Here is a 24,304-nt window from a genome sequence, read left to right as displayed (position 1 = left end):
ATGACCCTTCCTCCGTCCTCCGAGAGCGGCAACGTCGTCGACCCGCAGGTGCTGGCCTCGCGGCGCGCGCGCCGCGCCGAGGTGTCCGAGGACGCGGGCCTGGAGCTGCGGCTCTTCGAAGCCGAGCGGCGCCTGGGGGAGGTCGCGGCCGAGCGCGACCGGCTGCGGGCGCGGGTCACGCAGGTCGAAGGGCAGCTGACGGTCTCGCGTCAGCGCGAATGGGCCGAGCAGCAGGAGCGCCTGGAGGCTCAAGGCGAGACCGCCGCGGCGCGCGAGCTGGCGGGCGTGCAGCTGGCCGAGCTGCGCGAGCGGCTGGCGGCGGCGGAGGCCGAGCTGGCGACGGTCGCGGCCGAGCGTGACCGGGCGCGGAAGGCGTTGGAGGACGAGCGGCTGCGCGTGGCCGCCGAGCGCGAGCGGCGCGAGGCGCTGGAGCGCGAGGGCTTGCTGTTGCGCTCGGAGCTGGCGCGGCGCGACGAGCTGACGACCGCGGCGTCCTCGGCCGTGAGCGCGGCGCGCGAGGCGCTGGCGGCGCGCGACGCGGAGGCCGACGCGCGGCTGGCGGCGCAGCAGCGTGCGCTGGTGGAGGGCGCGGCGGCCGAGCAGGCCGCACTGGCCGGGCGCGTCGAGGCTGAGCGGCGCGAGTTCGCGGGGCGGGTCGAGGCGGTCGAGCGCGCGGTCGCCTCCGTGAAGGATCGGCTTGGTGCCGCGGCGCGGGTGCTCAAGGAGCGCTTGGAGGACGAGCGGCGCGCGCGGGTCGCCGCGGAGTCCGCGGCCGATGCGGCACGGACGCGAGCGGCGGCCTTGGAGCGCCAGCAGGCGGCGGCCGGGCAGCGGATCGCCGAGCTGGAGACCGCCCTGGCCGCGGCGCAGGCGCGCTCAGAGGAGCTGTCGCGCGAGCTCGAGCAGCGGATCGCGACCGAGGCGCAGCTGCGCGCGGCGCTGGAGTCGCTGGACGCCGAGCTGACCGCGGTGCGCGCCGACGACCAGCGCATGTCGCGGCTGACCGAGCGCGTCGAGAACGTCGTCGCGGTCGCGACGCGCCTGCACGACGAAGCCTCTGCCGAGCAGACGAGCCTGGTCGAGCTCCGCGCCGAGCTGGAGACCGAGCGCGCCGCTCGCTGGGTCGCCGAGGCCGAGCTGGAGACCGAGCGCCGTCGCGGCGACACCGACCGTGCCGCCCGCGCCGCCGCCGAGGCCGAGCTCGCCGCCTCGCGCATCGCCCAGCCCGTCACGAACCCCGCGACGCTCGCCTCCCTGCGCGAGGCGCTCTCCCACCTCACAACCGCGCCCGCGTCGCCGAACCCCGCGCTGGACCTCGACTTCGCCGCGGCCGCCGCGCGCCTGCGGGCGGAGGCGCCGGAGACGGAGCGCGAGCCGGAGTCTGAGCCGCTCGAGGAGGGCTTCGAGTCCGAGTCGCTGGCCGCCGAGCTGGAGTCGGTCGAGGAGCAGCTTGGAGCGGAGTCGCCTGACCTCGCCGAGCCGGTCGAGGTCGCGGAGCCGGTCGCCGTCGTCGAGCCGGAGCCGGTCGGCTTCGCCGCGCCGTCTGTCGTCGAGCCGGAGCCGGTCGAGGAGGAGCCGGAGGCCGAGGTCGTAGCGTTCGTCGTCGCTCCGCCGGTCGAGCCCGACGATGCCGCGTTCGTGCCGACGGCGGCGGCGCCCGTGCCCGAGCCGGTCGAGGATGAGCCGGTGCCGGTCCGGCCGCGGGTGGTTGCGTCCAAGCCGGTGCGGCAGCCGCTGCCGCAGCGCGCGCCGATCCTCAAGCCCTCGCCGTGGCTGCGCAACGCGCTCACCGCGCTGGCCGACAGCGAGCCGGACATCGCGGAGCTGCTGCTGGTCGCGCTGCTGCCGGCCCAAGCGGGGCTCACGCGCAACCCCATCACCTACGAGCTGCAGGTGCTCGGCGGCACGACGCACCGGGTGCAGGTCGAGCACGACCTCGTCCGGGTCTCGCTGCCGCGGGGCGAGACGCCGAAGGCGAAGGTCTCCGGGTCGCTCGCCGCGCTCGTCCCGCTGGTCGCGGGCGGCGCCGGCCGCCGGCTCCCGGACACGACGATCGAGAACCGCCGTTACCTCCGTCGCCTGCTGAAGGCGCGGCGGCAGCCGGTCGGCCTCGCCGAGCTGGCGGCCAAGGCCGTCTCGCCGTCGCCGGGCCTGCTGCTCACGGTGCTCGCCAAGGCGGTCGATCCCGCCTGGACCCAAGGCCGTCGCCTGTCGATCGACGTTGCCGCCGCGGGCGCCGATCGCTGGCGCATCCACGCCTCCGGTGAGGGTCCGCTGTCGATCCTGTCGGCCGAGGACGCGCCGCCCGCCGACGCGACCCTGCACACGTCGGCCGGCCTCCTGCCCGCGGTCCTCGCAGGGACCGCGCAGCCCAGCCAGGCCTCCGTCGAGGGCTCACTGCGCGACGTCCGCACGCTCCTGTCCTGGCTCGACCGCGCCCAGCGCGGAGGCCGATGAGTCCCAAAATCCGCTCCTTGCGGCAAGCCCTGTCCGACCCCGCCACGCCATCCGCCCCGACACCTATCCTCGATCTTCGCCCGTGAGCCAGTCCCCAGCCGTCCACCTGCACGTCCACTCCGAGTACTCGCTGCTCGACGGCGCCTGCAACATCAAGGCGCTCGCCAAGCGCGCCGCGGAGTTCGGGCAGCCGGCCCTCGGGCTCACCGACCACGGCGTCATGAACGGCGCCATCGAGATGTACAAGGCGTGCAAGGACGAGGGCGTCAAGCCGATCCTCGGCTGCGAGATCTACCTCGTCGACGACCACGCCAACCGCGCGCCGGGCCGCGTCGAGCGCAACCACCTCACGCTGCTCGCGCAGAACGACGTCGGCTACCGCAACCTGGTCAAGCTCTCCTCGATGGGCTTCCTCGAGGGCTTGCACCGCGGCAAGCCGTCGCTGGACATGGCCCAGCTCGCCGCGCACGCCGAGGGCGTCATCGCCCTGACCGGCTGCCTCGCCGGCCGCTTCTGCCAGCGCCTGATCGCCGACAACGAGCCCGAGGCCCGGGCCCACGTCGACGAGCTGATCCAGGTCTTCGGCCCTGGGGACGTCTACTTCGAGGTCCAGAAGAACGGCATCGCCGACCAGAACAAGGCCAACGAGGGCATCGTCAAGATCGCCCGCGAGATGGGCGGCAAGCTCGTCGGCACCGGCGACGTCCACTACCTCCGGCGCGAGGACTACCACCACCACACGGCGCTGCTGTGCGTGCAGACCAAGTCGACGCTCGCCGCGCCGAAGATGACCTTCGACACCAACGAGTTCTACCTCAAGAACTCCGAGGAGATGGCCCGCGACTTCGCGGAGTGGCCGGATGCGGTCCCGAACACCGTCGAGGTCGCCGAGCGCTGCGAGGTCGAGATCCCGCTCGGCGAGCAGCTGATCCCGCGCTTCCTGCCCGAGGGCCAGGACGAGAAGCAGTACCTGCGCGACCGCGTGATGGAGGGGATGCGCCACCGCTACGGCGATCCGATCCCGGCCGCCGCGATGGAGCGCATGGAGTTCGAGCTGGCGACCATCGACAAGATGGGCTTCAACGCCTACTTCTTGATCGTGTGGGACTTCGTCAAGTGGGCCAAGGAGAACGGCATCGCCGTCGGCCCGGGCCGTGGCTCGGCCGCCGGGTCGATCATCGCCTACACCTTGCGGATCACCGACCTCGATCCGCTGCGCTACGACCTGCTCTTCGAGCGCTTCCTCAACCCCGAGCGCGTGTCGATGCCGGACATCGACATCGACTTCTCCGTCCGCGGCCGTGAGCGCGTGATGCAGTACGTGGTCGAGAAGTACGGCCGCGGCTCGGTCGCGCAGATCATCACCTTCGGCAAGATGTTCCCGCGCGCGGCGACGCGCGATGCAGCCCGCGTGCTCGGCCACGAGTACGGCCAGGGCGACCGCCTCGCCAAGCTGATCCCGGATCCGATCATGGGCCGGCCGCCGTCGTTCGACGACTGCCTCCAGCCGGGCGAGCCGCTGCGCGCCGCCTACGACGAGGACCCGACGGCCAAGCAGATCATCGACGTCGCCAAGGGCCTCGAGGGGATCGTCCGCAACAACTCGATCCACGCGGCCGCGGTCGTCATCGCGGGCATGCCGCTCACCGACGTCGTGCCGCTGCAGCTCGCGGACGCCAACGAGACCGACGCCGACGGCAACAAGGTCTACCGGCAGGTCACGCAGTTCTCGATGAAGCCGGTCGAGGAGCTCGGGCTCCTCAAGATGGACTTCCTGGGCCTGCGCAACCTCGACGTCATCGAGGACGCACTGGACATCATCGCCCGCTCCACGGGCGAGCGGCCTGACATGGCCCGCCTGCCGCTCGACGACGAGAAGACCTACGAGATGCTCGCCGCGGGCGACTCGGTCGGCGTCTTCCAGTTCGAGTCTGACGGCATGCAGGAGGCCCTGCGCAAGGTCAAGCCGACGGAGTTCGACGACCTCGTCGCGCTCGTGTCGCTCTACCGCCCGGGCGCGATGGAGCAGATCCCGACCTACGCGCGCGGCAAGCGCAACCCCGACCTGGTCTCGATCGCCGACGAGCGTCTGGAGCCGATCATCGGCCCGACGTACGGCGTGATCCTGTACCAGGAGCAGTCCATGCTCATCTCCAAGGAGCTGGCCGGGTTCACGGGCGCCCAAGCGGACGACCTCCGCAAGGCGATCGGCAAGAAGAACCGCGCGGCGATGGCCAAGCTGGAGCCGATGTTCCGCGAGGGCGCCGCCAAGAACGGCGTCGCGCAGTCGACGATCGACTGGCTCTGGGCGACCAACGAGAAGTCCGCGGACTACTCCTTCAACAAGTCGCACGCGGCGTGTTACGCGCTGATCTCCTACCGCACGGCGTGGCTGAAGGCCAACTACACCGCCGAGTACATGGCCGCGCTGATCTCGTCGGTCATGGACACCAAGGACAAGGTCCCGTTCTTCGCCGCCCGGTGCGACGAGATGGGGATCGAGATCTTGCCCCCGGACGTCAACCTCTCCGACCACGAGTTCGTCGTCGTCGAGGGCAACATCCGTTTCGGCCTGGACGCGGTCAAGGGCGTTGGCTACGCGGCGGTCGAGGCGATCAAGCGCGCCCGCGAGGACGCCGGCGACTTCACGTCGATCTGGGACTTCTGCGAGCGCGTCGACCCCAAGGCCGTCAACAAGCGGTCGATCGAGGCGCTGATCAAGTGCGGGGCCTTCGGCTCCACGGGCGCGTCGCGCAAGGGCATGTTGGAGGTCTTGGAGGCTGCGCAGTCCGCGGGTCAGAAGGCCCAGCAGGACGCCGAGATCGGCCAGGGCTCGATCTTCGACCTTTTTGACACGGGCGGCGGCGGGGGCGACTCCGGCGGCGGTAGCAACGGCGCGGCGGCCGCGTTCGCCGGGCCGGTGCATCCGGCGATCCCGGAGGAGGAGTTCGAGAAGAACGAGCTGCTCGCCCACGAGAAGGACGCGATCGGCCTGTTCCTCTCGATGCACCCCCTCAAGGAGGTGCGTGAGGCACTGTTCGCCAAGGTCGACCGGCCGCTGAGCGAACTGCCGACCGTCAAGGACGGCGAGTGGATCACGGTCGGCGGGATCATCACCGCGGCGCGCAAGCTCAAGACGCGCACCGGCAACATGATGATGTTCGCGACGCTCGACGACCTCGAAGGCTCGATCGAGCTGATCTTCTTCGGCGACCAGCTCGCCGAGTACGAGCACATCGCGCAGATCGACAAGATCGTCACCGTGCGCGGTCGCGTGGGCAACGACGACCGCGGCCTGACGATCAAGGTCCAGGCCTGTGAGCTGTTCGAGCCGACCCAGCAAGAGGTCGACATCGCGCGCGCCAACGCGGTCGAGGTCGCCAAGGGTCCCGAGGCCTTGACGTTGGTGCTGGACGCCGCGCGCCTGCCCGCCTCGATCATCGAGGAGCTCAAGCACGTGTTCGGCAACCACGTGGGGGAGGCCGAGGTCCTGCTGGACGTCCGCACCTCCGGTGGCCCGCGCACGCTGCGGCTCGGCTCGGACTTCCGCGTCGACCCGACGCCGTCGCTGCGCGCCGAGCTAGCGCGCATCCTCGGGCCGGAGGCGCTCGCCGCGCCGCCGTCGCCCGAGCCCGCGGCAGCGTAGGGCGAGTCGACGGCGCGACGGCCTCAGTCGCCCGAGCCCGCAGCGGCGTAGGGCGAGTCGACGGCGCGACGGCCGCTACCGGCTCGTCGCGAGCACCCGCGACGGAGCCAAAGCGATGGTCTCGTTCACGATCATCCGGAATGCGGGGCGCCAATCACCCAGCAACGGGTGAACGATTTCCCCCGCAGGCCGCGGTCGGCCGTGTAGCGTCGCGAATGCGGCCCCCGCTCTGTCGCTGGACCGGGGGCGGGGGCCGCACTGCGTTGCTGCTCCCATGCGTTGGACGTTGCGCGTCCGACCGCAGTGTCTCCGGGTTCGAGTCGGGTGAAACCAGCGCTGACGGCCAGGCGGCCCAGGCGCGCCGCGCCGCTAGCCGCGTGCCTTTGCCCCACGCTCGCGCAGGGTCCAGCACAGCTCCAGCTCCTCCTTCGTCGGCCCCTTCTTGTCGGGGCCCGGCGTCTCGAGGATCACCGGCAGGCCGTCGAAGCGCGGCTCGCTGAGGAAGACCGCGCAGCCGTCCTCACCGAGCTCGCCCTGGCCGACGTCGGCATGGCGGTCGCGGTTGGAGCCCAGCGTGCCTTTGGAGTCGTTGAAGTGCAGCGAGCCGAGGCGGTCCAGGCCGACGACGTCGTCGCACTCGTCCAGGACCTTGGTCAGGCCCTCGGCGGTGCGGATGTCAAAGCCGGACGCGTAGAGGTGGCAGGAGTCCAGGCACATGCCCAACCGCGCGTCGCCGCCCGCGGCGTCGATCAGCGCGTGCAGCTCGCCGAACGAGCGGCCCAGCGTGCCGCCGGCGCCGGCGGTGTTCTCGAGGTGCAGCGCGCACGACTCGCTCTCGGCCAGCGCCTCCTTAATCACCGCGCCCGCCCGCTTGATCGCCGGCGCGACCTCGCCGCCGAGCGCGCTGCCCGGATGCAGGACCACCGACACCGCGCCCAGGGCGTCCCCGGCGCGCAGCGAGGCGATCAGCGACGTCAGCGTCTTCGCGCGGATGTCGGGGTCCTCGGACGCTGCGTTGAGCAAGTAGACGGCGTGGATCAGCAGCGCGTCGACCTCCGAGCCTTCCATCGCCTCGCGGAAGTCGGCCATCGCCTCGTCGCTGTAGATCGTCGGCTTCCACGCCCGCGGGTTCTGGTTGAAGATCTGGATCGCGCGGGCACCCCGCTCGACCCCGCGTTCGACCGCTTTCGCCGGGCCGCCGGCCGGGGAGACATGTGCGCCGATGAGCATCACCTAGAGTCCTACCGAAATGCGCGTCCGCTTCGCTCCCTCGCCCACCGGTGCCCTCCACATCGGCGGTGCCCGCACCGCCCTCTACAACTGGCTCATGGCCCGCGGCAACGAGGGCGGCGTCCTGGTCCTGCGCATCGAGGACACCGACCGCGAGCGCTCCACGCCCGAGAACGTCGAGCAGATCCTCGACGCCTTGAAGTGGTTGGAGCTGGACTACGACGAGGGGCCGATCTCGCAGGTCTCGCGCACCGAGCGCCACCAGGAGCTGCTGCAGAAGCTGCTCGACGAGGGCAAGGCCTACCGGTCGACGGCGACCGGCGACGATGTCAAGGAGTACAAGTCCAAGCACGGCGCCGACAAGGGCTTCCGCGGGATCGCCGAGGACGAGGGCGCGGTTCGGCTGCGCGTCCCGGACGACGGCTCCACGATCGTCCACGACCTGATCCGCGGCGACACGGTCTTCCAGCACGTCCACCTCGACGACCCGGTGATCGCCCGCGCGGACGGAAGCGTGTTGTACAACTTCGCCGTCGCGGTGGACGACCTCGACGCGGAGATCACCCACGTCGTCCGCGGCGAGGACCACCTCTCCAACACGCCCAAGCAGCTGCTGGTCTATGAGGCGCTGGGTGCCGCGCCGCCGCTGTTCGCGCACCTGCCGCTGCTGCACGGGCCGGACGGCAAGAAGCTCTCCAAGCGCCACGGCGCGGCCTCGGTGCAGGAGCTGCGCGACGCCGGCTTCCTGCCGGAGGCCGTCCGCAACTACCTGGCCTTGCTTGGCTGGGGCGCGGCCGACGACCAGACGATCCTGACCACGCACGAGCTACAGCAGCAGTTCGACGTCGCGCGCGTGCAGAAGAACCCGGCGCAGTTCGACGTCAAGAAGCTCACGTGGCTGAACGGGCGCTACATCCGCGAGCTGGACGTCGACGCGCTCACCGCGCGGCTCGAGGCGTTCACGGGACGGACCGGGCTGCGCGCGGCGGTGGCGATCTCCCAGGAGAAGATCGGGACGCTCGCGGACTTCTGGCCGCTGGCGGGCTTCCTCTTCGACGGCCCGGCCGACGGCGACGACAAGGCGCGCGAGAAGTGGTTGGACGCCGGCCACCGCGGCGCGCTGGTCCAGGCCCGCGAGGCGCTGGCCCACCTGGAGCCGTTCGACGTCGAGCGGATCGAGGTCGCGCTGCGCGAGGTCGTGGAAGCCGATCCGGAGCGCAAGCCCAAGGATGTCTTCCAGCCGATCCGCGTTGCGCTGGCGGGGACGACGATCTCGCCTGGCATCTTCGAATCCCTTGCGGTGCTTGGCCGCGAGGAGTCGCTGCGCCGCCTCGACGCGGCCCTCGCGACGGCTGCGCAATAGCAGGGATTCGGTCCGATCTGACAACGCACCGGACAAGTGTTGGATCTGGTGCTCAATCATCCGTCCACGGCTGCCGATAACCGGGATGTACCGACGGGCCGGAACAACCGTGCCCCTGCCTTCATGGAGCCCAGAGACGACATGCCCCCAGCCGCAGCCGCTTCCCAGAGCCAGCACACGCCGGCCGCTGATGTCCAGCGCCGTCACAACGAAGGTCATGGCCGTCGCCTGACGGCTGCCTTCGAGGCCCTGGAGGCGTTCCCGGCCCTGGCCGAGTCCCGCAACCGCCTGCTGCGCGTCGTGCGCCAGGAGCGTGTGTCGACCGGCGAGGTCGTCGCCGCGGTTGAGTCCGACGTCGCGCTGGTGATCAGCGTGCTGCGTCTCGGCAACCAGGTCGAGGGCAAGACCCGCGGCAAGGTCGAGTCCGTCGTGCAGGCCGTCGAGCTGCTCTCGCCGGAGGCCGTCCAGGCCTTGGCGACCCGCGCTCGCACCTTTGACTTCTTCGAGCGCTCGTCCGTGTGGGACGCGGCGCCCGAGCGCTTCCGCCTGCATGGCGTCGCGACGCAGCGTGCCGCTGACCGTCTCGCGACCGAGGCCGGCTACGAGCACCGCGACCGCCTGATGGTCACCGCGCTGCTGCACGACATCGGCAAGCTCGTGCTGATGCACGCCTACCCCGGCTACCCGGGCCAGGTGCACGGCAACGCCCGCACGCCGGAGGAGCGCATCCACCGCGAGCGCCGTGAGCTCGGCGTCGACCACGCGCTGGTCGGCGGCGTCCTCGCCCGTCGCTGGGGCCTGCCGAAGGCCGTCGCGTCGGTCATCGAGCGCCACCACGCCGACGACGCCCAGGGCGAGGCCGCGTTCGTCCGCCTGGCCGACATGCTCGCGCACTACTCCCAGGGCGGCGCCGTGTCGCCGACCGAGCTGCTGAAGTGCGCCCGGACGATCGGCCTCGGGCCGAGCGAGCTGCGCAGCGTCATGTACGACCTGCCGTACCCGACGACCGGCCGCACGCGTCAGATCGACCCGTGCCCGCTCTCCGGCCGCGAGCTCGAGGTCCTCAAGCGCCTCGCCGAGGGCAAGGTCTACAAGCAGATCGCGCTGGAGCTCTCCCTGAGCACCTCCACGGTCCGCACCCACCTCCACAACATCTACGGCAAGCTCGGCGCGGTCGACCGCGCGCAGGCGGTCCTCATCGCCACCGAGCGAGGGTGGTTGTAGGACTGACGGCGGCGCCTCTCGAGGTCGCGACCGCCACCGAGCGCGGCTGGCTGTAGAGCCAGCCGTAGCTTCCCCAGCCGTCCGGTGTCGTAGCATCGACACCGGGATGCTGTCGATCACCACGAAGTCACCGTACGCGCTGAAGGCGCTGACCGAGCTCGCCCGTCAGGGCGGCGATTCGCCCATCCCGATCGGCGAGCTCGCCCGCGCGCGCGGCATCCCGGTCCAGTTCCTCGAGCAGCTCTTCGCGGTCCTCCGCCGCGCCGGGCTGCTGAAGAGCCAGCGCGGCGTCAAGGGCGGCTACTCGTTCGCCAAGCCCGCCTCCGAGATCACCGTCTTGGAGATCGTCGAGCTCCTCGACGGCCCCCTCGGCGGCGGCTCCGAAGGCATTTTCCTTGACGCCGCCAACGCCGCCCGCGCCATCCTGGAGAAGACCACCGTCGCCGACGTGGTCGAGCAGGAGAAGAAGGCCGCGGGCGTGGCGATGTACTACATCTGAGCGAACGCCTCATCCCTTGTGGTGACAGCTGAGTGAGGGTTGTCACGCGACTTTGAAGACGGGGTTGGCGTTCGGGGGCGAATTGGCGATACTGCGCGCCATGCCGGCAGATCGTGGGGCGGATGGTCTGGCCGAGGCGCTCGGCCTGATCGCGGACACGGTGACGACGGTCCTCGCGGACGAGGACAGTCTGCTGAGCGATGAGTCAAGGGGTCGTCTGGCGGCGCTGGCGCGGAACCTGAAGGGCGCGGCGGCGAACCTCACGCCGCAGCTGCGGGAGCCTGGCGACGAGGACGAGGACACGGAGGGGATCGACCACCTCCGGATCGGCAGCCACGTGCAGACGACGCTGAACCGGGCGGGCGTCGAGCGTGTCGACCAACTGCGGGAGATGAGCGATGAGCAGTTGCTCTCGATCCGCGGTGTCGGGCCCGCGACGCTGCCGGCGATCCGGTGGGCGGTCGAGGATCACGCGATGCGGTGGTGGGAGCAGCCGGTCACGCGCGTCGCGCGGCGCAGTGATGATCCACTGCCACGCTGGTGGGAACGAGATTGACTGCGTTCCGCGCGCGCCCGGCCTAGAACCCTTCGAACGTGCTCAGCAGTCGCTTCGGCGCGCGCGCCGACCACGACTCCAGGACCAAGTCCTCCACCAACTCCCGAGGCGCGTCGGCGTAGTGCAAGCGCACCGCCGCGAGCTGCTTGCCCCACCACCGCTCGGTGCACCACTGCGGGTGTGACTGCGTGAACGCGAGGATGCCCTCCTCACCGGGGAAGAGGTTGACGCCCTCGTCGTCGAGCATCGTCGCAAAGCGCGGCTTGCCGCGGATCCGGAACGCGGGCAGGCCGCCGTGCTCGTACTCCTCTGCCTGGGGCATCCCCATCAACAACGCGCGCATGGCCGCCTGGTCCATGGTCGACGACGCTATCGGTCAAGCTGTCCTCTGTGGACTTCGTCACCGTCAACTCGCTGGAGCCCGACCGCGACGTCGCCCTGCGCGTCGCGACCGAGGGCTGCATCCTGCGCGGCCTCGTCGGCTCGACCGTGCACGGACTTTCCAACCCCGGAACCGACGACCGCGACGAGATGGGTGTCTGCATCGAGTCCGAGGACTACATCTTGGGTCTGCGCCGCTTCGAGCACTGCGTCGCCCGCACGCAGCCGGAAGGCCACCCGTCTGGCCCGGGCGACGTCGACCTCACGATCTACGGCCTGCGCAAGTTCGCGCGGCTGGCGATCAAGGGCAGCCCCACCGTGTTGTTGCTGTTCTTCGTCGCAGGCGACGACGTGCTGCACCGCGACCCGCTCGGAGAGCAACTCCAACAGCTCGCGCCAGCGTTCCTGTCGCGCCGCACCGGCCGCGCGTTTCTCGGCTACCTCGACGCCCAGGCCCGCAGCCTGCGCGGTGAGCGCCACGCCACGCGCACCCGCGAGCTGTCGGCCACCCACGGCTACGACACCAAGTACGCGATGCACGCGCTGCGGATCGGCCACCAGGGCATCGAGCTCCTTCAGACCGGCCGGATCTCGCTGCCGGTCGCCGAGCCAGACCGCACGCGGCTGCGCGGCGTCCGCGCGGGCGAGCCGCCGCTGAGCGAGATCCTCGAGCAGATCGAGGACGCCACCGAGCGCTTGCGCGCGGCCGCCGACGCCGCCGACCTGCCGCCCGACGCGGACCTCGCGCGGATCGACGCCTTCCTCGGAGACGCCTACCGAACGGCCTGGGCGGCGCGCGCGGCAGGGTGACGAGGTGACGGCCCCGGCGGGTGTCGGTTCTCCGCCACCGCAGACGCCAGCCCGCACCACGGTCGGGCCGCGCCGCGGGCGGCAGGATCCCCGACGTGTTCCGCGATCCGCTCTCCATCCTCAGCCGTGAGGCCAACCAGGCGCCCGTCCCGATGGTCGCCCCGAGCTTCACGATGCGCGCCGACGTCCCGGTCTGGCCCAGCGGCCTGGCGCGGTTTGACGACGGCATCCTCGAGATCGTCGGCGACGGCCTGCGCGTCGCCGCCCGCGACGTCATCGCCCTCGAGGTCGTCCCGGCGCTCGGCGCGCGGCTTCAGCTGCGCCTGACCTACCGCAAGGGCTTCGACACGATCCAGCGCCGCTACTGGGTCGCCGTCGCCGAGCACGACCACCTGCTGCGCCTCGTCGCGCAGGTCCGCGGTGCGCTCCGCGCCACCGCCGTCGCCTAAAGGTGTGGCGGGAAACCGACACATCGGGTGGCGCGGGATCGGCGACAATGCACGGCGTGCCGGGCCGCGTCCTGATCGTTGACGACCATCCGCGGTTTCGCCGCACCGCCCGCCGCGCGCTGGAGTGCGACGGCTGGACCGTCGTCGGCGAGGCGCAGGACGGCACCAACGGCTTGGCCGAAGCGCAGCGCCTGACGCCCGACCTCGTCCTGCTGGACATCGGCCTGCCGGACGTCTCCGGCCTGGTCGTCGCCCAGCGGCTCGCCGACGCCCAGCCGGACGTCGCCGTCGTCCTGGTCTCGACCCAGGACGCGGGGGACTTCGCCGCGCTGGCCGCCGCTCACGGCGCCAAGGGCTTCCTCGCGAAGGCGGACCTCTCCGGTGCCGCTCTTGACGGCTTGCTCACCCAGTAGCGTCCACATCTAGATGTCAGTGGCGCAACAGTCGGCCGGTGCCTATGAACGGCTCCTGCGGACGATCACCGAGCGCCTCGACTGGCGGTTGGCCGCGGCATGGGAGCCCGCCACCGCCGAGGGCGGCGCGCTGGCCTGCGTCGCGTGCTCGTCAACCGATGGCCCGGGTGACCTGGCGCCGTTCCTGGACGCCACCCGCACCACGATCCTGCGCCTCGGCGAGGGCCTGCCCGGCCGCGTCTTCGCCGCTGGGACCGCCGAGTGGCTGACCGACGCCACCGTGGACGACCGCCTGCCGCGCCGCGACGCCGCCACGGCCGCCGGACTGCACGCCGCGGTCGCGTTCCCGGTCCGCTCCGAGCGCGGCACCGTCGGCGTCGTGGAGCTGTTCGCCGATCGCCCGCGCGACCCGGACCCCGAGCTGCTCGCCACGCTCGACCTGCTCGGCGCAATGCTCGGCCAGCTCGTGGAGCGCCGGCTTGCCGACGCCCGCCACCGCGCGACGCTTCAAGCCGCGCTGGACTGCGTCGTCACGATGGACGCCCAAGGCAAGGTGGTGGAGTTCAACGCCGCCGCCGAGCGGACGTTCGGCTACAACTCGACTCAAGCTGTAGGTCATGACATGGCCGACCTGATCGTCCCGCCCGAGCTGCGTGAGCCGCACCGACGCGGCCTGCATCGTTACCTGGAGACCGACACCCCGCACTTGCTCGACCGGCGCATCGAGATCGAGGCCCAGCGCGCCGACGGCGAGCGCTTCCCGGTCGAGCTGACGATCACACGGATCGACGTCGGCGGCGACACGCTCTTCACCGGCCACCTCCGCGACATCTCCGACCGCAAGCGCTCCGAGGCCGAGCTGCGCGACTCGCGCGCCCGCATCGTCCACACCGCCGATGCGGCGCGCCGCCAGATCGAGCGCGACCTCCACGACGGCGCCCAGCAGTCGCTTGTCTCGCTGGCGGTCACGCTGCGGCTCGCCCAGCGGCGCCTGGACAACGGCGACGCCGACGCCGCCCGCGAGCTGCTGACCGAGTTGGACGAGGGGTTGACCGAGGCGCTCGCCGAGCTGCGCGAGCTGGCCCGCGGGATCCACCCGGCGATCCTCACCGAGGGCGGCCTCGCACCGGCGCTGAACGGCCTGGTGCGCCGCAGCGCGCTCGCGGCGCGTGTCGCCGCGCCGCCCGCCGACGGCCGCCGCTACGGCGCCGACGTAGAGGCGGCCGCGTACTTCCTGGTCGCGGAAGGGCTCACCAACGCGGCGCGGCACGCGGCCAGCGCCACGGTCGTCGAGATCGCCGTCGTCGAAGAACCCGGCGTTCTTGTCGTCGAAGTTCGCGACGACGGCGCCGGCGGCGCCGATCCCGACGGCGGCGGCCTGCGCGGCCTCGCCGACCGCCTCGCCGTCCTGGGCGGCGTCCTGACCGTCACCAGCCCGCCGTCCGGCGGGACCGTCCTCCGAGGGGAGATCCCGTGCGCGTCGTGATCGCCGACGACTCCGTTCTGCTGCGCGAGGGCGCGGTCCGCATCCTCGAGGAGGCGGGCATCGAAGTTGTAGGCCAGGCAGGCGACGGCGAGGACCTGCTGCGCAAGGTGCGCGCGCACCAGCCGGATGTCGCGATCGTCGACATCCGCATGCCGCCCACCAACACCGACGAGGGGCTCGTCGCCGCCGAGACGCTGCGCGCCGAGCTGCCGGAGATCGGCGTGCTCGTGTTGTCGCAGTACGTCGAGGAGTCCTACGCGCAGCGGCTGATGGCCGGCGGGGCCGAAGGCGTCGGCTACCTGCTCAAGGACCGCGTCGCCGACATCGACCGCTTCGTGGACGGCGTCCGCCGCGTCGCGGAGGGCGGCTCCGTGCTCGATCCCGAGGTCGTCTCGCAGATGCTCGGCCGGCGGCGGCCTGACGGGCCGCTGGAGACGCTGACCCCGAAGGAGGGCGAGGTCCTGGAGCTGATGGCCGAGGGCCAGACCAACCGCGCGATCAGCGAGGCGCTGACGGTCACCGAGCGCGCGGTCGAGCGCCACGTCACCGCGATCTTCGAGAAGCTCGGCCTGAGCGCCGGTGACGGAGGCCACCGGCGCGTGCTGGCCGTCCTGGCTTACGTGCGCGATAGCGCGGGCTGAGCCTCACGGGGGTTGCCCGGCGGCAGCCCGTCGGTCCTCCGCCAGATCGTCCGCCTGCCCGCCGCACCGGCGCGGGTGCCGCGGCGCCTCACACTGGTCGGCATGACCTCCAACAAGTACTTCTCCCCGTCCATGGCCGTGGCTTTGGTCGCGTTGTTCGTGGCCTTGAGCGCCGGCGCCTACGCGGCCGTCACGCTCCCCAAGAACTCTGTCGGTGCCACCCAGCTGCGCGCTTCAGCCGTTACGTCGGCTAAGGTGAAGGACGGGTCGCTGAAGGCCATCGACTTCGGCCGCGGCCAGCTGCCGACCGGTGCCACGGGCGCGACCGGCGCCACCGGTGCCACCGGTGCGGCGGGCCCCGTTGGCCCCGCGGGCAAGGACGGCGTCACGCCGTCGCCGCCGTTCGCGGTCGTCCGCGAGAACGGCGTGCTGGACCGCAGCAACCACATCGTCAACGTCTCTCGCGGCTCGGCCGGCCTCTACGTCGTCAAGACCGACCGCGACATCAGCGGCTGCGCCTACCTCGCGTCGATCGGCGCCGCCGGGATCGACGGCTCGCTCACGGGCGAGATCAGCGTCGAGCGCGTCAACGCGAACTCCCTGGCCTCCGTCGAGGTCAAGACGCGCGACAGCGCCGGCAACGCGATCGACCGCGCGTTCCACCTCGCGGTCATCTGCTGAGCGCGCCCCACATGGCCGCGGCGATCAGCACGATCGCCGCGGCCAGCGCGAAGCCGGGCGGCCCGTCGCCGCCGATCGCGCCCGCCAACGCGCTGCCGGCCGCCGACCCCACCAAGAACGAGGACGTCAGCCATGCGAACGTCTCGGTCACCGCGCCCGGCAGCGCGCGCAGGCCGGTGAGGACGAAGATCGCGGCGAGCGTGGGGGCTAGGAACGCGCCGGGCACCGCCAGCGCGAGCGCCATCGTCACCGTGGTCGTCGCGACCAGCGCGGGTGCGAACGCGATTCCGAAGGCCACCAACAACCACGTCAGGCGCTTCTCGGGCGGCAGCGTCCAGCGCCGTGCCGCGGCGGTGAGCCCGCCGGCCATCGCGCCGACCGCCCAGGCGGCCAGCAGCCAGCCCGCGAGGTCGCGGTCGCCCAGCGCGCGCTCGGCGAAGGCGGTCACGGTGACGTTGACCGCGCCGGTCGCCGCGCCCGCCAGCATGCCGACCGCCAGCAGGATCGGGACCTGCTGCGCGCGGACGGCGGCGGTCCAGTGCGCTTCGTGCGGTGCCGCCGTCCACCCGCGCGCCGGCGGGGCGAGCGCGAAGGCCAGCGTCCCGAGCAGGCCGATCGCCGAGGCGAGGTGGACCGCACCCGCCGGGCTGTCGAGCGCCAGCGCCAAGGCCACCAACAACGGCCCGGTGACGAAGATCAGCTCCTGCGCTCCGGCGTCCAGCTCGTAGGCGGCGGCCAGCGCGTGCTCGTCGTCGGCCGCGAGGTCCGGCCATAGCGCGCGCAGCGCGGGCTCCAGCGGTGGGGTCAAGGCACCCGCGGGGATCGCGAGCACGCAGGTGGCGGCGAGGGACACGGGCGCGAGCGCGACGATCGCGGCTAGCGCGACCGACCGCAGGACCGCGGAGGCGATCAGCACGCGCGGCTGGCCGAGCCGGTCGATCACCCGGCCCAGCGCCGGCCCGCCAGCGGCGGCACCGATCGCGAAGCAGCCCGCCAGGACGCCGGCCATAGCATAGGACCCGTGCTCGTGGCGGGCCAGCAGCAGCAGCGCCAGCGGGACCATCGCCTCGGGAAGCCGTCCCACGAGCGCGCTCAGCAGCATCCGCAGGGCGAACGGGCGCCCGACCAAGGCGCGCAGATCGCTCATCGCGATCGCACAATACGTAAAACGGAGGGCGCGCGGGCGGGCTGCGACGCGGGCGATCGCTAGGGTCCCGGCCATGGCCGAGACGCCGGACCTGCGTGCCTCTGATGCCGACCGCGAGCAGGTCGCCGACGTACTGCGGCACGCTGCGGGCGAGGGGCGGTTGACCGTCGATGAGCTGGACGAGCGGATCGATCGCGCGTTCACGGCGCGGACCCACGGCGAGCTGGCGGAGCTGACCGCCGACCTGCCCGCGACGGCTCACGCCGCGGTAGGTCCGACGCTGCCGGTCAGACCGGGGGAGGGCGGCCGGCGCTGGCTGATCTCGATCATGGGCGGCCACGATCGGCGCGGCCATTGGCGGATCGGCGAGTCGCTGACCAACGTCAACATCATGGGCGGCAGCGACCTCGACCTCAACGACGCCGAGTTGAGCGCGCGCGAGACGACGATCCGCGTGTTCTCGGTCATGGGCGGCGCGGACATCTACGTGCCTGATGGCCTTGACGTCCGCGTCAGCGAGTTCGCGTTCATGGGCGGCAACGACGTCCGCCTCGGAAGCGAGCGCCCCGTGCCCGGCGGCCCGGTCCTGCACGTGAAGCTGTTCTCGCTGATGGGCGGGGCGAACGTCAAGCGCGGCCGCCGGCTGACGCGCGATGAGCGCCGCGAGCTCAAGCGCCGCCAGCGCGACGAGCGCCACCTCGATCACTAGCTGGACCGCTCGTCCGCCAGCCCGTCCGAACCACTTGGACCATCCGTCCCAACTTCGTCCGGTTTGGCGCAATCGCTGTAGACGCGGGCTGATGGCCGGGGTACGGTTGGTCCAAGTTGGAGGAACCCCACATGAGCGATCCCGGTCCCGCGCAGCTCGATCTCATCCGCCGCTATTCGCGCGCCATGCGCGAGATGCAGGCCGACGCACTCCGCGTCCGGTCGGCGAAGCCCGGCATCGCCCGTTCGGCGGGCGACCGCGCCACGCGCCAGGCTGCCAAGCGCTTCACAAAGCTCCATCGCGAGCGGCCCGGCGGCAGCTCCGCGCCGACGCCCGCGTCCTAGGACAAACGCGCGGCGCGTCCCGCGCGCCCGCTAATGTCGGTCGGGAATGGCCGCAATCCCGACGAACATCTCCGATCACATCGGCAACACGCCGATGGTCCGACTCACGCGGCTGGAGCCAGAGGGCGTCGAGCTCTACGGCAAGTTGGAGGCCTACAACCCGGGCGGGTCGGTCAAGGACCGGATCGGGATCGCGATGATCGCCGCGGCCGAAGCCGAGGGGCGGATCGAGCCGGGCAAGACGACGATCGTCGAGGCGACGTCGGGCAACACCGGGATCGCGCTCGCGTTCGTCTGCGCGGCCAAGGGCTACGAGCTCGTGATCTTCCTGCCGCAGGGCATGTCGCGCGAGCGCGAGGCGTTGTTGAAGCTCTACGGCGCGCGCGTGGAGATCGTCGAGTCGCTGGGCGGGATGGACGAGGCGGTCAAGGCCGCGCGCTCTGCCTCCGCGACCGGCGACGCCTTCCTGCCCGACCAGTTCTCCAACCCCGCCAACCCCGAGGCGCACCGGCTCGGGACCGGCCCCGAGATCTTGAAGGCCTTGGAGAACAAGGTCGACATCTTCGTCGCGGGCGTCGGCACCGGCGGCACGATCACCGGCGTCGGCGAGACCATCAAGTCGGTCAATCCGAAGGCGCAGGTCATCGCGGTCGAGCCGGCGTCGTCGGCCGTCCTGAGCGGCAAGGGGCCCGGCCCGCACCGCATCCAGGGCATCGGCGCGGGCTTCGTCCCGGCGGTCCTCAACCGCGAGGTCATCGACGAGGTCCTGCCGGTCTCTGACGACGATGCGATCGCGACCGCCCACCGCTGCGCCGCCCGCGAGGGCATCCTGGCCGGCATCTCCTGCGGTGCCGCGCTGTGGGGCGCCATCGAGGTCGGCAAGCGCCCCGAGAACAAGGGCAAGCGGATCGTCGCGATCCTGCCCGACAGCGGCGAGCGCTACGTCAGCGCGCCGTTCTTCGCGCCGGACTGAGCCGCGCTCAGACCGGGGCGGGTGCGGCGGCGCGCAGCGTCGACGCCTCGCCGAGCGCCCACGCCTCCATCTCCGGCCACGGCCCGTAGCCGGCCTCGACGTTCAGGTGGCCCGCGCCGGGCAGCAAGTCGATCTCGCACTCCAGCGGGCCGCCCCAGTGCTGCGCCGCGCCGCGGCCCGGGCAATAGGGGTCGTCGTCGGAGCAGACCAACCTGGTGTGCTTGCTCGCCGCGTCGATCGCGGCCTTGTCGGCGCCGGTGGGGTAGAAGCGCGCCAGCTCGGGCACCTTGGCGCCCGGGCACGGCGGCGCGACCAGCGCGACGCGATCCACGCGCAAGCGCTCGGACACCGCGGCGGCCTCGCGCAGCCACAGCACGCAGCCCAGTGAGTGGGCAATCACGATCCGCTCGCCGTCGCCCTTGGCCAGCGCGCGCAGCTCGCGGTGCAGCGCCGCGCCCCAGCGGTCCGGGCACGGCACGTCGCACTCCGGCAGCATCGGGTACTGCACGTGGACGCCCGCGGACTCCAGCCGTCCGGCCAGCCAGGTCTGCCAGTGCTCGGGACCGGACCCCTGCCAACCATGCAAGATGAGGGTTCTCCGAGCGGGCATTGGGCTAGTACCGTAGCGAGCAGATGATGCTCGGCCTCGGCACCCTTCGCCGCGTCACCCGCGAGCTGCGCCTCGACATCGCCGCCGCGCACGAGCGCGATCCGGCGGCGCGCGGCGTGTCCTCGCTCGAGGTGCTGACGGCGTGGCCGGGCGTCCAGGCCGTGCTCGCCCACCGCGTCGCGCACGCGCTGCATGACGCCAACGTGCCGCTGGTGCCGCGCACGATCGCCTACGTCTCGCGGATGGTTACCGGCGTGGAGATCCACCCGGCCGCCAACGTCGGCGACGGCCTCTTCATCGACCACGGCATGGGCGTCGTGATCGGCGAGACCGCTGACATCGGCGACGACGTCACGCTCTATCAGGGCGTCACGCTCGGCGGCACAGGCTTTGCGACCGGCAAACGCCACCCGACGGTCGGCGACAACGTCACGGTCGGCTCCGGCGCCAAGCTGCTCGGCCCGATCGAGGTCGGCCACGGCGCGAAGGTCGGCGCCAACTCGGTGGTCATCACCGATGTCCCGCCGAACTCGACCGTGGTCGGCAATCCCGGCCACGTCGTCCGCGTCGACGGCAAGCGCCCCGAGGGCCCCGACGCCGACTGGATCCACCTGCCCGACCCGGTCGCCGACGCGATCCGCGAGCTGTCGGGTCGCATCAACGAGCTCGAAGGCCGCCTGGCCGCGCTCAACGGCGAAGAGCCGCCGGCGCAGGTGCGCCGGCTGCGCCCGGTGCGCGGGCGCAACCCCGCCGGCGGGTAGCGCGGAAGTCCTAGTAGTAGACCGTCCGGCAGCGGTGGCGCGGGCGCGCCTTGATCTCCGGCGACTGCCCGCGCGTCCATAGCCACATGTCGAGCACGCGCGCCGGAACCTCCAGGCGGGCCGACAGCAGCTCGCAGGCGTGCAGCGCGCAGGCGCGGATCTCGCGCTCCTGGCGGCCAGCGGGCAGGAGCTGCTCGGCGTCGATCCGCGCGGCGAGCGCGTCGTCGTAACGCAGGATCCCGTCGCAGCGCAGGACGTGAGGGACCAGGTTGTCGGCGAAGATCGTCAGCTCGTCGAGATCGCTGAACCCGGCGACGCCGGCCAAGGCGAGGTCATTGCCAACGATCTGCGCGCGCTTGTAGAAACCGCGGTCGTCGTAGAAGGCCAACGACGAGGCCAACATGGTGGCCAACGCCTCCGCCGAACCGTTCGCCCGCGCCACGTAGTCCAAGGCCGACGACGCTCCGAGCACCCGTCCGAGCTCGCGCAGCGCCTGCGCGTAGAGGCTCATCAGCTCGTGGTCGGCCGACTGCCCGAGCACCGCGGCCAGGTGGTCGGTGCGCATCTCGCGCAGATCGGCGGCGGTCCAGGGGCGGTCGATCCGGAAGTGGTCGGCGAGGTTCCAGGCGACCGTGAAGTAGCCGGACACCGTCCGGCCCGACGCCGGGTCGACGCGCTTGTGCAGCGTCGGAAACCAGCCGCTGCCGAAGTTGATGGTGTCGAGCGCCAGCGTGTAGAGCGCGACGTCCTCCGGCGGGCCCTCCAGGTAGTGGCGCACGGGATCCAGACCCGGATCGGTAACCGCGCGGGTGGGTGGGCCGTCTTCGACGAACGCGTCGAGGCGCGCATGATCGATCCTCACCGACTGCGCATCGGCGGCGATCTGCGCGCACGACGCGCGGATGTGGTCGGTCAGGCGGCCCACAGGACCGCGCAGGCTAGTCCCTCAGCGCTTCACGCGCCCGAAGTCCAGCGCCACCGTCAACGCGCTGTGCCCGCTTCCGTTCGGCGCGCCCTTCGCCACGCCCACGCCGACGTCCCGGAACGACCGGCTCAGCAGGATCGCCCGATGCGGCGGCGAGTTCAGCAGCCCCTTCAGGATCGCCCGCGGCGCGCCCGCGCCCGACTGGCCCCAGGCCAGCGCCTCGCCCAGCCACCACTCGTGCACGCCGCCTAGGTAGCCCGCGTGCTTGATGCGCGACTCGACCGTCGCCCCGCCCGGTGAGACGTGCGAGAAGAAGTCGCGGTTGGCCATGTCCTGCGCGTGGCGTCGCGCCGCGAGCCCGAGCCGCCCGTTGGCCCGCACCGAGCGCAGCCCGTGCTGGCGCCGGACGCCGTTGATCAGGCACTGCAGTGTGTGCGCCGCAGCGGTCGCCGTCAGGTGCGACGGCGTCGCGCTGGCATGGGCGCACTTAGGTTTGGCGGCCGCCGCCGGGGATGAGAAGGCGGCGGCCGCCGCGCACAAGACTAGAGCCTGCGCCAGCAGAACTCGCGTCCAAAATTGTCCACGGCCGCACGAATACGTGGCGGCCGCGCCGTCGAAAGTCCCCCGCACGGGCGGGTTTGTGACGCAAGTCATCGAACAACAGACAGGTCCATCGGCAACTGCGCTGGCTCACCCACCCCAACCTGTGCACTTCCTGCCGTCTGGCACCGCCGCGACCGTGCCTATCCTGGAGGGGTGCCGTCCGAAGCCCCCGCCGACCAGCGCGTCGCCGACCTCCTCGAAGGCCTCAACGGGCCGCAGCGCGAGGCCGTCATGGCCGCCGACGGCCCGCTGCTCATCCTCGCGGGCGCGGGCTCCGGCAAGACGCGCGTGCTCACGCACCGCATCGCCTACCTCGTCCACACCCGGCGCGCCCGCGCCAACGAGATCCTGGCGATCACGTTCACCAACAAGGCCGCCGCCGAGATGCGCGAGCGCGTCGGGCTGCTGCTCGGGCACTCCACGCGCGCCATGTGGGTGATGACGTTCCACAGCGCGTGCGCGCGGATGCTGCGGGGCGAGGCGCCGAAGCTGGGCTACACGCGCACGTTCACGATCTACGACGCGTCTGACGCGCGCCGCCTCGTCAAGCGCTGCCTGGACCAGATCGACGCCGACCCCAAGCGCTTCACGCCCAACGCGGTCGCCCACCAGATCTCCGACGCCAAGAACAAGCTGCGCTCAGCCGAGCAGTACGCGCAGATGGTGGACTCGCACTACGAGCGCACGGTGAGCGAGGCCTACAAGCTGTACGAGACCGAGCTCGTCCGGATGAACGCCATGGACTTCGACGACCTGCTGTTCCGCATGGTCAACGTCCTGGAGCTGTTCCCGGAGGTGCGCGAGCGGTTCTCCAACGCCTTCCGGCACGTGCTGGTCGACGAGTACCAGGACACCAACCACGCGCAGTACCGCCTGTTGCAGCTGATCGCCGGCGCGCACCGCAACCTCGCGGTCGTCGGCGACGACGCGCAGTCGGTGTACTCCTTCCGCGGCGCCGACATCCGCAACATCCTGGACTTCCAGGACGACTTCCCGGACGCGCACGTCATCAAGTTGGAGCAGAACTACCGCTCCACGCAGACGATCCTGGACGCCTCCAACGCGGTCATCCGCAACAACCGCGACCAGATGGAGAAGGAGCTCTGGACCGACCAGGGCGCGGGCGACCAGGTCATCGTGCGCGAGCTGGAGGACGAGCACGCCGAGGGCCGCTACGTGCTCGGCGAGGTCCAGCGCCTGCGCGACGAGGGCGTCTCGCTGGCCGAGATCGCGGTGCTCTACCGGACCAACGCGCAGTCGCGCGTCCTGCAGGACCAGCTGACGCGCGCCGACCTCCCGTTCCAGATCATCGGCGGCACGAAGTTCTACGAGCGCTCCGAGATCAAGGACGCGCTGTCCTACCTGACGCTGCTGGCCAACCCGGCCGACGCGATCTCGTTCACGCGGATCGCCAACTCGCCCAAGCGCGGGATCGGGCAGACGTCGCTCTCGCGCGTGCTGGCTCACGCCGAGACGATGGGGATCTCGACCTGGGACGCTGCGCTGGATCCCGAGGGCGTGCCGGGCCTGGGCACCGCGGCCGTGCGGTCGATCGGGCGCTTCATGGACGTCATGAAGTCCTTGCAGGAGCGGGTCGCGCAGAAGGTCCCGATGGGCGACCTGCTGGAGGCCGTGCTGCACGAGTCCGGCTACCTCGACGCGTTGCAAGCCGAGCGGACGATCGAGGCCCAAGGGCGGATCGAGAACCTCGAGCAGCTCGTCGAGGTCGCGCACGAGTTCGACGCCTCGCACCCGCAGGAGCAGGACCGCCTCGACGTCTTCCTGCAAGAGACCGCGCTGCGCTCCGACACCGACAAGCTCGACGACGACACGGGCATGGTCACGTTGATGACCTTGCACAACGCCAAGGGCCTGGAGTACCCGATCGTGTTCATGATCGGGATGGAGGAGGGCGTCTTCCCGCACTCGCGCTCGCTGGACGAGGGCACGCTCGAGGAGGAGCGCCGCCTCTGCTACGTCGGGATGACGCGGGCGATGCGCTCGCTGACGCTCACCCACGCGCGGCAGCGCAACGTGTTCGGGTCGCGCGCCTACGGGCTTCCGTCGCGCTTCCTCGGCGAGATCCCGCCCGAGCTGGTGGACCGCGAGAGCGCCAGCGGCGCGAGCGGCGGCTGGGCCGCGGCGGCTGCCGGCAGCGCGGCGTCACGCCAAGGCATCCGGCCGCGCGGCATGGCGGGCTGGGACTCGATGGGCGGCGGCGGGTCATCGTCCTCCTCACCCGGCTTCCGCGTCGGCGACGACGTCCTGCACGCCGCGTTCGGCGAGGGCGTGGTCACCGGCACCGAGCCCGGCGGGGTCGTCACGATCCGCTTCGCGCGCGACGGCAGCGAGCGCAAGCTGATGGCCGAATACGCGCCGCTCGAGAAGCGGTAGCG

At 71.7% G+C, this 24,304-nt stretch carries 23 protein-coding genes; 17 read left to right on the top strand and 6 right to left on the bottom strand.

The window, feature by feature from the left end; all coding sequences use genetic code 11:
• A complete protein-coding gene (locus ACT01A_RS03915) occupies nucleotides 1-2,457 on the top strand; it encodes a hypothetical protein (RefSeq protein WP_445150937.1) in 2,457 nt (818 codons plus the stop codon).
• Nucleotides 2,458-2,539: 82 nt separating this feature from the next.
• Nucleotides 2,540-6,103, top strand: a complete 3,564-nt coding sequence (gene dnaE, locus ACT01A_RS03910) for a DNA polymerase III subunit alpha (protein ID WP_445150936.1) — start codon at nucleotides 2,540-2,542, stop codon at nucleotides 6,101-6,103.
• A gap of 369 nt (nucleotides 6,104-6,472) precedes the next feature.
• Here dnaE and ACT01A_RS03905 read toward each other — a convergent pair whose 3' ends face one another.
• Nucleotides 6,473-7,333 carry a deoxyribonuclease IV gene (locus tag ACT01A_RS03905; protein WP_445150935.1) on the bottom strand — a complete coding sequence of 287 codons (861 nt, stop codon included), beginning with the start codon at nucleotides 7,331-7,333 and terminating at the stop codon, nucleotides 6,473-6,475.
• Between the two features lie 19 nt (nucleotides 7,334-7,352).
• Between ACT01A_RS03905 and gltX the strand changes: the two genes are divergently transcribed.
• From gltX to ACT01A_RS03885, 4 genes are all read left to right on the top strand, one after another.
• Nucleotides 7,353-8,696: a glutamate--tRNA ligase gene (gene gltX / locus ACT01A_RS03900; RefSeq protein ID WP_445150934.1), complete on the top strand. Its 1,344-nt coding sequence runs from the start codon at nucleotides 7,353-7,355 to the stop codon at nucleotides 8,694-8,696.
• A gap of 141 nt (nucleotides 8,697-8,837) precedes the next feature.
• Complete coding sequence (locus ACT01A_RS03895) at nucleotides 8,838-9,920, top strand: HDOD domain-containing protein (protein WP_445150933.1); 1,083 nt, start codon at nucleotides 8,838-8,840, stop codon at nucleotides 9,918-9,920.
• Nucleotides 9,921-10,026: 106 nt separating this feature from the next.
• Nucleotides 10,027-10,419, top strand: coding sequence for an RrF2 family transcriptional regulator (locus ACT01A_RS03890; RefSeq protein ID WP_445150932.1), 393 nt, complete (start codon nucleotides 10,027-10,029; stop codon nucleotides 10,417-10,419).
• 52 nt (nucleotides 10,420-10,471) lie between these two features.
• Nucleotides 10,472-10,975, top strand: coding sequence for a hypothetical protein (locus tag ACT01A_RS03885; protein WP_445150931.1), 504 nt, complete (start codon nucleotides 10,472-10,474; stop codon nucleotides 10,973-10,975).
• 22 nt (nucleotides 10,976-10,997) lie between these two features.
• Here ACT01A_RS03885 and ACT01A_RS03880 read toward each other — a convergent pair whose 3' ends face one another.
• On the bottom strand, nucleotides 10,998-11,333 hold the full coding sequence (locus ACT01A_RS03880; RefSeq protein WP_445150930.1) for a hypothetical protein: 336 nt from the start codon (nucleotides 11,331-11,333) through the stop codon (nucleotides 10,998-11,000).
• Between the two features lie 32 nt (nucleotides 11,334-11,365).
• On the opposite strand from ACT01A_RS03880, the gene ACT01A_RS03875 reads away from it, so the two are divergent.
• The 6 genes from ACT01A_RS03875 to ACT01A_RS03850 all read left to right on the top strand — a co-directional run bounded on the left by ACT01A_RS03875 (nucleotide 11,366) and on the right by ACT01A_RS03850 (nucleotide 15,836).
• Nucleotides 11,366-12,166, top strand: a complete 801-nt coding sequence (locus ACT01A_RS03875) for a DNA polymerase beta superfamily protein (RefSeq protein WP_445150929.1) — start codon at nucleotides 11,366-11,368, stop codon at nucleotides 12,164-12,166.
• Between the two features lie 95 nt (nucleotides 12,167-12,261).
• Nucleotides 12,262-12,615: a hypothetical protein gene (locus ACT01A_RS03870; RefSeq protein WP_445150928.1), complete on the top strand. Its 354-nt coding sequence runs from the start codon at nucleotides 12,262-12,264 to the stop codon at nucleotides 12,613-12,615.
• Nucleotides 12,616-12,671: 56 nt separating this feature from the next.
• Nucleotides 12,672-13,028: a response regulator gene (locus tag ACT01A_RS03865; RefSeq protein WP_445150927.1), complete on the top strand. Its 357-nt coding sequence runs from the start codon at nucleotides 12,672-12,674 to the stop codon at nucleotides 13,026-13,028.
• A 13-nt stretch (nucleotides 13,029-13,041) separates the two neighbouring features.
• Complete coding sequence (locus tag ACT01A_RS03860; RefSeq protein ID WP_445150926.1) at nucleotides 13,042-14,514, top strand: PAS domain S-box protein; 1,473 nt, start codon at nucleotides 13,042-13,044, stop codon at nucleotides 14,512-14,514.
• Complete coding sequence (locus tag ACT01A_RS03855; RefSeq protein WP_445150925.1) at nucleotides 14,502-15,155, top strand: response regulator transcription factor; 654 nt, start codon at nucleotides 14,502-14,504, stop codon at nucleotides 15,153-15,155. The genes ACT01A_RS03860 and ACT01A_RS03855 overlap by 13 nt, the downstream gene beginning before the upstream one ends.
• Before the next feature lie 12 nt (nucleotides 15,156-15,167).
• On the top strand, nucleotides 15,168-15,836 hold the full coding sequence (locus ACT01A_RS03850) for a hypothetical protein (RefSeq protein WP_445150924.1): 669 nt from the start codon (nucleotides 15,168-15,170) through the stop codon (nucleotides 15,834-15,836).
• On the opposite strand, the gene ACT01A_RS03845 is transcribed toward ACT01A_RS03850, so the two are convergent.
• Nucleotides 15,826-16,983 carry an MFS transporter gene (locus tag ACT01A_RS03845; protein WP_445150923.1) on the bottom strand — a complete coding sequence of 386 codons (1,158 nt, stop codon included), beginning with the start codon at nucleotides 16,981-16,983 and terminating at the stop codon, nucleotides 15,826-15,828. The genes ACT01A_RS03850 and ACT01A_RS03845 overlap by 11 nt on opposite strands.
• A 73-nt stretch (nucleotides 16,984-17,056) precedes the next feature.
• Between ACT01A_RS03845 and ACT01A_RS03840 the strand changes: the two genes are divergently transcribed.
• From ACT01A_RS03840 to cysK, 3 genes are all read left to right on the top strand, one after another.
• On the top strand, nucleotides 17,057-17,692 hold the full coding sequence (locus ACT01A_RS03840; protein WP_445150922.1) for a DUF1707 SHOCT-like domain-containing protein: 636 nt from the start codon (nucleotides 17,057-17,059) through the stop codon (nucleotides 17,690-17,692).
• Nucleotides 17,693-17,823: 131 nt separating this feature from the next.
• Nucleotides 17,824-18,036, top strand: a complete 213-nt coding sequence (locus tag ACT01A_RS03835) for a hypothetical protein (protein ID WP_445150921.1) — start codon at nucleotides 17,824-17,826, stop codon at nucleotides 18,034-18,036.
• A gap of 46 nt (nucleotides 18,037-18,082) precedes the next feature.
• Entirely contained in the window at nucleotides 18,083-19,009 is a 927-nt protein-coding gene (cysK, locus tag ACT01A_RS03830) for a cysteine synthase A (RefSeq protein WP_445150920.1), read from the top strand.
• A gap of 7 nt (nucleotides 19,010-19,016) precedes the next feature.
• Here cysK and ACT01A_RS03825 read toward each other — a convergent pair whose 3' ends face one another.
• Nucleotides 19,017-19,619: an RBBP9/YdeN family alpha/beta hydrolase gene (locus ACT01A_RS03825; protein WP_445150919.1), complete on the bottom strand. Its 603-nt coding sequence runs from the start codon at nucleotides 19,617-19,619 to the stop codon at nucleotides 19,017-19,019.
• A 26-nt stretch (nucleotides 19,620-19,645) separates the two neighbouring features.
• On the opposite strand from ACT01A_RS03825, the gene cysE reads away from it, so the two are divergent.
• Entirely contained in the window at nucleotides 19,646-20,380 is a 735-nt protein-coding gene (cysE, locus tag ACT01A_RS03820) for a serine O-acetyltransferase (protein ID WP_445152793.1), read from the top strand.
• Between the two features lie 10 nt (nucleotides 20,381-20,390).
• Here cysE and ACT01A_RS03815 read toward each other — a convergent pair whose 3' ends face one another.
• On the bottom strand, nucleotides 20,391-21,305 hold the full coding sequence (locus tag ACT01A_RS03815; RefSeq protein ID WP_445150918.1) for a queuosine salvage family protein: 915 nt from the start codon (nucleotides 21,303-21,305) through the stop codon (nucleotides 20,391-20,393).
• Nucleotides 21,306-21,326: 21 nt separating this feature from the next.
• Complete coding sequence (locus ACT01A_RS03810; RefSeq protein WP_445150917.1) at nucleotides 21,327-21,845, bottom strand: CAP domain-containing protein; 519 nt, start codon at nucleotides 21,843-21,845, stop codon at nucleotides 21,327-21,329.
• 216 nt (nucleotides 21,846-22,061) lie between these two features.
• Between ACT01A_RS03810 and ACT01A_RS03805 the strand changes: the two genes are divergently transcribed.
• Nucleotides 22,062-24,302 (top strand): ATP-dependent helicase, encoded by a 2,241-nt coding sequence (locus ACT01A_RS03805; RefSeq protein WP_445150916.1) that lies wholly within the window; start codon nucleotides 22,062-22,064, stop codon nucleotides 24,300-24,302.
• The last annotated feature ends 2 nt before the right edge of the window (nucleotides 24,303-24,304 follow it).

Source organism: Baekduia sp. Peel2402 (assembly GCF_052567285.1).
Note: the sequence above shows the minus strand (reverse complement) of the source record. Positions and strands in the feature narration are given on the sequence as shown.